Origin of the sequence: Paenibacillus profundus, from assembly GCF_021369635.1 — a bacterium.
Classification (GTDB): Bacteria; Bacillota; Bacilli; order Paenibacillales; family Paenibacillaceae; genus Paenibacillus_B; species Paenibacillus_B profundus.
In genome coordinates this window covers 63,352-71,324 of record NZ_JAJNBZ010000028.1, presented here as the reverse complement: position 1 = coordinate 71,324, position 7,973 = coordinate 63,352, and the positions used below count along the sequence as shown (strand labels likewise).

General features: G+C 48.5%; 10 protein-coding genes. 9 read left to right on the top strand and 1 reads right to left on the bottom strand.

Annotated elements, in window-relative coordinates:
• Positions 1-158 precede the first annotated feature (158 nt).
• Complete coding sequence (locus tag LQV63_RS24230) at positions 159-698, bottom strand: hypothetical protein (RefSeq protein ID WP_233698608.1); 540 nt, start codon at positions 696-698, stop codon at positions 159-161.
• 365 nt (positions 699-1,063) lie between these two features.
• Between LQV63_RS24230 and LQV63_RS24225 the strand changes: the two genes are divergently transcribed.
• The 9 genes from LQV63_RS24225 to LQV63_RS24185 all read left to right on the top strand — a co-directional run bounded on the left by LQV63_RS24225 (position 1,064) and on the right by LQV63_RS24185 (position 7,972).
• Positions 1,064-1,246, top strand: coding sequence for a sigma factor G inhibitor Gin (locus LQV63_RS24225; protein ID WP_233698607.1), 183 nt, complete (start codon positions 1,064-1,066; stop codon positions 1,244-1,246).
• Between the two features lie 327 nt (positions 1,247-1,573).
• Entirely contained in the window at positions 1,574-3,193 is a 1,620-nt protein-coding gene (locus tag LQV63_RS24220) for an aminotransferase class I/II-fold pyridoxal phosphate-dependent enzyme (RefSeq protein ID WP_233698606.1), read from the top strand.
• Positions 3,190-3,855 carry a dTMP kinase gene (gene tmk, locus LQV63_RS24215; RefSeq protein WP_019420264.1) on the top strand — a complete coding sequence of 222 codons (666 nt, stop codon included), beginning with the start codon at positions 3,190-3,192 and terminating at the stop codon, positions 3,853-3,855. Before LQV63_RS24220 ends, tmk begins: the two co-directional genes overlap by 4 nt.
• Before the next feature lie 145 nt (positions 3,856-4,000).
• Entirely contained in the window at positions 4,001-4,330 is a 330-nt protein-coding gene (locus LQV63_RS24210; RefSeq protein ID WP_019420265.1) for a cyclic-di-AMP receptor, read from the top strand.
• A gap of 24 nt (positions 4,331-4,354) precedes the next feature.
• On the top strand, positions 4,355-4,798 hold the full coding sequence (locus LQV63_RS24205) for a YaaR family protein (RefSeq protein ID WP_233698605.1): 444 nt from the start codon (positions 4,355-4,357) through the stop codon (positions 4,796-4,798).
• A gap of 85 nt (positions 4,799-4,883) precedes the next feature.
• Positions 4,884-5,864 (top strand): DNA polymerase III subunit delta', encoded by a 981-nt coding sequence (holB, locus tag LQV63_RS24200; protein WP_233698604.1) that lies wholly within the window; start codon positions 4,884-4,886, stop codon positions 5,862-5,864.
• A complete protein-coding gene (locus tag LQV63_RS24195; RefSeq protein ID WP_019420268.1) occupies positions 5,865-6,665 on the top strand; it encodes a PSP1 domain-containing protein in 801 nt (266 codons plus the stop codon). It begins immediately after the preceding gene.
• A gap of 34 nt (positions 6,666-6,699) precedes the next feature.
• Entirely contained in the window at positions 6,700-7,086 is a 387-nt protein-coding gene (locus LQV63_RS24190; RefSeq protein WP_233698603.1) for an initiation-control protein YabA, read from the top strand.
• 121 nt (positions 7,087-7,207) lie between these two features.
• On the top strand, positions 7,208-7,972 hold the full coding sequence (locus LQV63_RS24185; RefSeq protein WP_407672962.1) for a tRNA1(Val) (adenine(37)-N6)-methyltransferase: 765 nt from the start codon (positions 7,208-7,210) through the stop codon (positions 7,970-7,972).
• Position 7,973 lies beyond the last annotated feature (1 nt).

Sequence of the window (7,973 nt, the reverse complement as noted above, 5' to 3'; positions counted from 1 at the left end):
GATGGTACTTGGACCGCAGGGTCCCGGGAGAGTAGGACGTTGCCAAGCAGACAAAGCCCACTGATGATTCTCATTGGTGGGCTTTTTTTGTTTATATATGTTTTTTAGGTGAGAATATAGAAGGTAAAAAAACACCCGGAACCGGGTGCCTTAACTTGTTACGCTTTATATACAGAAAGATCGGACTCATTCAGCTTTACTAAGCCATTTTTTCCTTCGGCAAGAGCAGATAAGGTACCGAATATGCGGGGGACCATTAACCATAAATGCCAAAACACGAGTTGCAGTGTGAGCCCCATAGGAAGCCAAGGACTGAGGATACCGATGACGATGAACGTAATAAAAGTGGTGTGCCACAATATTTTTGACCAATACCGATGACTAATAAATTGCTGTTCTTGCGGCAGAAAGCCTATCCATGGCATTCGCCATCTCCACGTCCATCTTCCTTTATACGAATAACGGTCAATGACGAAGACAGATCTTCCAGTAACGTAATGAACCCATCCGATAACAATCCATGAAGTAACTACATATGCAATGCCGATCACACCGCTCATATATATTGCCGCTAAGAGTGATATCGCGGCCAGTAAGAGATAACAAGTTGAAAAAGCGCGAACAAACCTGACCTTTTTCAAGAGTTGATAATGATAAAAGGTTCGATCATTGTTTAATAAGGTCATCGTACGTTTCATCCCTTTCGTCATCTTGAGGAATAGGTTATATATCGGAATATTGTCTATGAAAATGTAGAATAGCTGTGAAAAAGCAAAGGGATATACTGTCCATAGAAAAAGGACACATACGCTGCATATACGCATAGAACGTACAGACACCAATACAGTCGTTTGCTCATAAACTTACTTGTAGAACCGACGGCAACACCGTCATGTCACGAACAATGATAGTGTTTCTCGCATGAAATTAGGTCAAGTAAAGGGGAATACTCAGCATATTAGGTCACACTCATTAAAAAAGTTATGAAAGCAACTATGAAACTGGTATAAATCCATAGAGTATGGGGCATACTAGCTATAAAACGTCCAAAGGTGGGATTGCCATGGAAAGTCAGGAGACACACTGCATTGTGTGTGGTGAAGCGACGAATGACGGCATTACGGTCGTCAATCAGTTCATTTGTACCTCCTGTGAGCAGGAGATGGTCAAGACCGATGTGCAGGACAAAAAATATTCTTTTTTCATTCATCGTTTAAAACGTTTGTGGGTGCACATTAATGCATAAGGTCATAGGATGAGAGCTCAACTACTGGGCTCTTTTTTGCTATTTGGTTAGGATAAAGGATGAAGCTAAGCTTAATATAAGCTACAATTAAAGAGGTTGTTCAAAAAGTCCCCTTTTGACCATTAAGACCTCGATAGAGGTTTTCTCATCACGAAGATCATCTGGTAGTATTTCGACATCGAATCTTGCATTTATTTTTGAAGAGCTTGCTTCCGATGTAGTTTTACTGCGAAAACTTGTACTTCTCGGTGCTGAAAAGTGGTCTTTTTGAACACGCACTTAAAGTACAGGCAAGTTAGAATGGCACACGTAAAGGGGCATATCGGCATGAACCGAAGTGAACAACAATCTGAAAATCGACTTTTTGACGTTAGGGCCCCCTTAGCGGAGGCTTTACTTCATTATATAAGTGAGAAACGCACCTCGTTCCATGTTCCCGGACACAAAAACGGGGCGGTGTATAAGCAAGCTGTGCAAGAAACCGTGGGGGAGCAACAGGAACTGCTGCATCGTATGGCACAGCTGTTAGCTATCGATGTAACTGAAATTGAAGGGACGGATGATCTCCACCATCCGATGGGGGTCATTGCAGAGGCTCAGCAGTTAGCGGCTCATTGCTTCGGCGCTGAAGAAACGCATTTTCTTGTAGGAGGAAGCACGGTAGGTAATATGGCGCTTCTTATGAGCTGCTGCAGTCAACCGGGGGATCTCATTCTTGTACAGCGGAATGTGCACAAATCGGTCCTCCACGCCTTAATGATGGCCGGGGCGCGGGCCGTATTTCTTACTCCAAGGATAGATAAGGTCAGCGGCTTGGCTACCGCACCACATATTGATGTCTTAGCGGGGGCTTTGCAAGAATACCCTGAGGCGAAGGCTGTATTCTTGACCAATCCGAATTACTACGGCATGGGCATCGATTTGCGGCCGTTTGCTCAGGCGGCACACCGACATGGGATACCACTCATCGTGGATGAAGCCCATGGGGCCCATTATGGACTGCATCCGTCCTTTCCCGAATCGGCCTTAGCGATGGGGACAGACGGTGTCGTGCAATCTACGCATAAGATGCTGAGTGGCATGACGATGAGCGCCATGCTGCATGTGCAAGGGCCTTACGTTGCAAGGAAGCGGTTGAAGCAACTGCTGACAATGCTGCAGAGTTCGAGCCCCTCCTATCCGCTAATGGCTTCGTTAGACGTTAGCCGCCAATGGATTGACGTTAAGGGGGCGCAAGCCTTTGAGCAAGGGCTGGCAGCCGCAATGTGGCTGCGCGAACAGATGCATCAGCTGCCGAGGTTCGAACTGCTGGTCAAGCAAGAGCCTTACGTATCAGTTGAACAGAGCGAACCATGCGGAAGCAACGATTTTTCGGCCTTTGACAATCTGGATCCAATGAAAGTGGTTATTCGGGAAAAAGACGATTGCATTAGCGGATACGACCTCCTTGAAAAGCTTGCGGAATACGGCTGTGTCGCTGAGATGGCTGACCTTCGACACGTCGTATTCGTATTCACGCTGGGCAGCACGCTGCAGGATGCGAGGCGCTTAATTGAGGCATTGCAATCGATCGCGGTGTCAATGGGTAATAAACCTTCATATGATGGTACTGGTACACAGGCGATCACCCAGTCAATTGGAAGCTTAACGTCGTCTCGGCCTCATTCTGAGCCGGTTCCTTTTTCTATCTATGAAGCCAATGTCGGCACCACGCGGCAAGTTCTGCTGCAAGAGGCGGATGGCATGGTGGCTGCAGAAGCCGTTATCCCGTATCCGCCAGGCATTCCGCTCCTATATCGTGGTGAAACCATCACAGCAGCGTCTGTGAATGAGCTGGCGAAGCTTGCTGCAGCTGGGGCAAAGTGTCACGATGCAGAAGATTACAGCTTGCAGACGATTAAAGTATATGTAACGAAGGATCAGATGGGAAAAGGGGAACTGAGATGACAGATAGACAACGTCCTGGCTGGTTCATTACACTTGAAGGTGGGGAGGGCGCGGGAAAGACGACCGCGATACAGCAGCTCACGGAGTACCTTAATACCCGCGGACTTGATGTGGTCGTAACCCGTGAACCCGGAGGCATTCCGATTGCGGAACAGATTCGCCATATTATTCTTGACCCGTCTCATACGACGATGGATGCGCGCACGGAAGCGCTGCTGTATGCGGCAGCCCGACGCCAGCATCTGGTCGAGAAGGTAATTCCAGCACTAGAGAAGGGAGCTGTCGTATTATGCGATCGCTTCGTAGACAGCAGTCTTGCTTATCAGGGACATGCGCGCGGCTTAGGCATGGAAGCGGTGTGGGAAATTAACCGTTTTGCCATTCATGACACGATGCCGGACGTGACGTTCTGGCTCGATATCGAGCCAGAGATCGGACTTGGTCGAATTGCGGCGAACCATACGCGTGAATTCAATCGGCTCGATCAAGAGCAGCTTGCATTTCATCAAGCGGTGCGCGAAGGATATGTTCAATTGGCTGAGCTTCATGAAGAGCGCATCGTCCGCATCGACGCCAATCAGTCGAGTGAGTGCATTATGAGCCAAATGTTCGACATTTTATATGAACGAACGCAGGATTTCATGGTACGAACGTGTAAGTAAGTAGGAATAAACAATCACTACTTGAATTGAATTATAAGAGGTTGTTCAAAAAGCCCCCTTTTGATCACGAAGTATTTCAAGAATTGATTCGGTCGATGCTGAAAAGCGGCCTTTTTGAACACGAACTATAAGGAGGATGACAGGCATGAAAATGATTGTAGCCATCGTACAGGACAAAGATAGCAATCGTCTTTCCGGTGCATTAGTCAAAGCGAACTTTCGTGCAACAAAGCTGGCGAGTACAGGTGGATTTTTGCGAGCGGGCAATACGACGTTCATGATCGGTGTCGATGATGATCAAGTTGGTGCCGTCCTGAATGTCATCCGCAACAACTGTAAAGTAAGAGATCAATTGGTAACGCCAGTAACACCACTTAGCGGCACGACGGATTCGTATATGCCTTTGCCTGTAGAGGTGCAGGTTGGCGGAGCGACTGTGTTCGTATTGCCGGTTGAACGATTTGAGCAATTCTAGACCATTGATTGCAGGTGATATGAAGTGAAAATCAATCCCGGATATCGTCCACTAGGTCAAGACGTCCGCATGGGCGAATCTCTAACCAAGCCGATTCAGCACAAATCGTTCGCAGACATGATGCATCATAGCCATGAGCGCTCCAGCGGTGAGGAGCTGCAGCAGCGGCTGCAGGATATTTACCGGCAAGGTGAGCGTCTCGCCAAGTCGATGACAGTAAGAGAGTTGCGCCAGTATCGGACGTTGGTGAAGCGGTTCTTGGAAGATACGGTTCGTCAGGGGATGAAGATCCGCGACGCGCGCGGCTGGGATCGCCGGGGACGGAACAAACGGTATAAACTCGTGGATGAAATTGATGAAGCGTTGATTGCATTAGCGGAGGAATTGTTGGAGACCGAGCAGGGCAAAATAGAGCTCTTGCAAAAAGTCGGAGAAATCCGTGGCATGCTGATCAATTTATGCTACTGAATCTGAATATCCAACATATGTTTTTATAGAGGTAGTTCAAAAAGTCCCCTTTTGAACACTTATTGATAGGAAGGATTACAAGGCGATGTCGTTTGAACACATATTAGGGCAAGAACGAGCTAAAAAAATATTGCAGAATGGTCTGCGTTCGGGTAAGGTCTCACATGCATATTTGTTCAGCGGTCCGAAAGGTACGGGGAAGCTTGGGGCGGCTTTTACGTTTACGAAAGCACTGTTCTGCGAACGGCTGCAGGATGATGCTTGCGATGAATGCCTGTCTTGCCGGAAAATCGAGCATGGCAATCATCCAGATGTGCAAGTGATCTCACCCGAAGGTCAGAGTATTAAAATCGACCAAATTAGAGAGCTTCAGCGAGAGTTCTCTTATCGCACCCATGCGGCTGGGCGCAAGGTGTATATTATAGAGCAGGCGGAGAGTATGACTGTGCAAGCGGCCAACAGCCTGCTTAAATTTTTGGAGGAGCCGACGAGTCCGATTACTGCGATTCTTATTACAGAAAATGGTCAAGCTATGCTCCCTACCATTCAGTCCCGTTCGCAAGGGGTACCTTTTACCCCGCAAGATCCGCAAATAATCTGCAGCGAATTGATAAAACAAGGATGTCCGGCTGCGTTAGCGCGCGCCGCCGTTCACGTCGTGAACGGATTGGATGCTGGCATACAGCTGTGCCAACAGAATTGGTTTGCAGAACTAAGAAACGTAATGTTACAATTAGGAAAGGAGTGCGGAACGCGATTGTCTTCCGCGCTTCTTATGGCACAGCAGAAGGTGTTCAAGACCGAGCTTGCAGAGCATGCGGACATGCTGTTTCGTTTGTTCCATCTCTGGTTTCGAGATATGTTGAACTACCAATACAACCGGCAGGACAGCCTCGTCTTTCGAGATCAGCTTGATGCGATAGGCAAGTTGGCCTGGACGAAATCGGCTGAAGGGTGGATTCGGTGCATGGATGCGGCGACAGAGGCGCAGAAGCGGGTACGCGCCAATGTAAGTTCGCAGCTTGCGTTCGAGCAGTTTCTGGTTGGGATGCAAGGAGGTACTTGATTGTATAATGTAGTCGGCGTCCGTTTTAAAAGAGCGGGCAAAATTTATTATTTCGACCCGGTCGAGTGGCCGGTCCAGAGGGACCAGCATGTGATCGTCGAAACGGCGCGCGGCATCGAGTACGGCAAAGTCGTCATCGGTCCGAAGATCGTCGGCGAGAACGATGTAGTGCTTCCCTTAAAGAAGGTAATTCGTATCGCCAATGAAGCAGATGCTTCTTTGGTGGAATCGAATCGTCAAGCAGCTAAGGATGCCTTTACCACCTGTATTGAGAAGATACGGGCTCATCAATTAAAGATGAAGCTGGTGGATGTAGAGTATACGTTTGACCGGAACAAAATTATCTTTTACTTTACGGCAGAAGGCCGCGTAGATTTTCGTGAGCTGGTAAAGGATTTGGCCAGCGTATTCCGCACTCGGATTGAACTTCGACAAATCGGGGTACGGGATGAAGCGAAGATGCTGGGCGGTATCGGCCCATGCGGACGGGTATTATGCTGCTCCTCATGGTTAGGTGATTTTGAACCGGTATCTATAAAAATGGCAAAAGACCAGAACTTATCGTTGAATCCTACCAAAATATCCGGTTTGTGCGGTCGTTTGATGTGCTGTCTGAAGTACGAGCATGACAATTACGAAAGCGCCAAGGAAGAACTTCCGACGGTAGGAAAATGGGTTGTCACGTCGTACGGAGAAGGCAAAGTTGTCGGCATCAATGCTGGCGAGCGAAAGGTGCATGTTCAGCTGGCTGAGATAAGTAAAGTCAAAGAGCTTCCTTTTGACGACGTTGTTGTAAAATAATGTGGCGGACTTTTTCACGCTCTGGGGTGGGAACTTGGAGAAGAAAGACATTTTTGCGCAGATTCATGAATTGGAAACGCATATGGGAGACCTTCATCAAGAGCTTGGTGTGCTGAAACTCGTCGTCAAAGAACTGCTGGAAGAGAATCAACGCTTGTGGATGGAGAATCAGCAATTGCGCAAAGTGCTGCACCACGAACACCATGAACATTTGGAAGCCTTGCCGGAAGCAGAGGGGGAGTCAGTACCCGCAGCCGACGATCCTGATCTTTTTAGCGAGGCCAAGGAAAATGTGGTTGGCGAAGGTTACGACAATTTAGCGCGGCTGTACCATGAAGGGTTTCACATTTGCAACGTGTATTATGGACATTTGCGGACGGAAGGCGATTGTTTGTTCTGTCTGTCCTTCCTAAATAAATAACCGCGGCCGTAGGTGAGCGGGAACGGATAAGTTCCCCCGCCTACGGCTTCTTCATATCTAAAGGGGTGGGCCGACTGGCCAAAGTATGGATGCAGGTAAAGGTAGGGGAGTTATGAAAAAAATGAGCGAGACGGTGAAGCTTCAGCCTTCGGAACGGATTGATGATTTACTGACACATGAGCTGAAAATCATTCAAAGCTCCGAAGTGTTTAGCTTCTCCATGGATGCCGTGCTGCTGGCACGGTTTGCGACTGTTCCGGCACGCGGGCGGATTATGGATTTGTGTACGGGCAACGGTGTAGTTCCACTGTTGCTATCGACACGGACCAAAGCGGACATCGACGGCTTAGAAATTCAACCGCGATTAGCCGAGATGGCAAGCCGCAGTGTGCAACTGAATGGATTGCAGGAGCGGGTGACGATAATGGCAGGCGATTTAAAAACGTTTCAGCCGCGGCCGGAACGTCCGTATTACGAGCTCGTGACCGTCAATCCGCCATACATGCCGATTCAGACGGGTGATACGAAGGTGAATAAGCATCAGGCGCTGGCCCGCTACGAAGTGGCATGTACGTTGGAAGATGTTATCCGCACATGCTCGAGGTTGCTAAGGACGGGCGGAAAAATGGCGATGGTGCATAGGCCTTCCCGCTTGACGGACATGATGGCGCTCATGCGGCAGTATCGGCTTGAACCGAAGCGAATTCGCTTTGTTCACCCGCGAGTAGGCACGGAAGCCAATATGGTGCTAATCGAAGCGGCTCGGGACGGGAAGCCGGATGTGCGGTTGCTGCCGCCGCTAATCGTATATAATGAAGGAAATGAGTACTGTGAGGAATTAATGGACATTTATTATGACCAAGCATCGCAGTTGAAGGATGGATAAC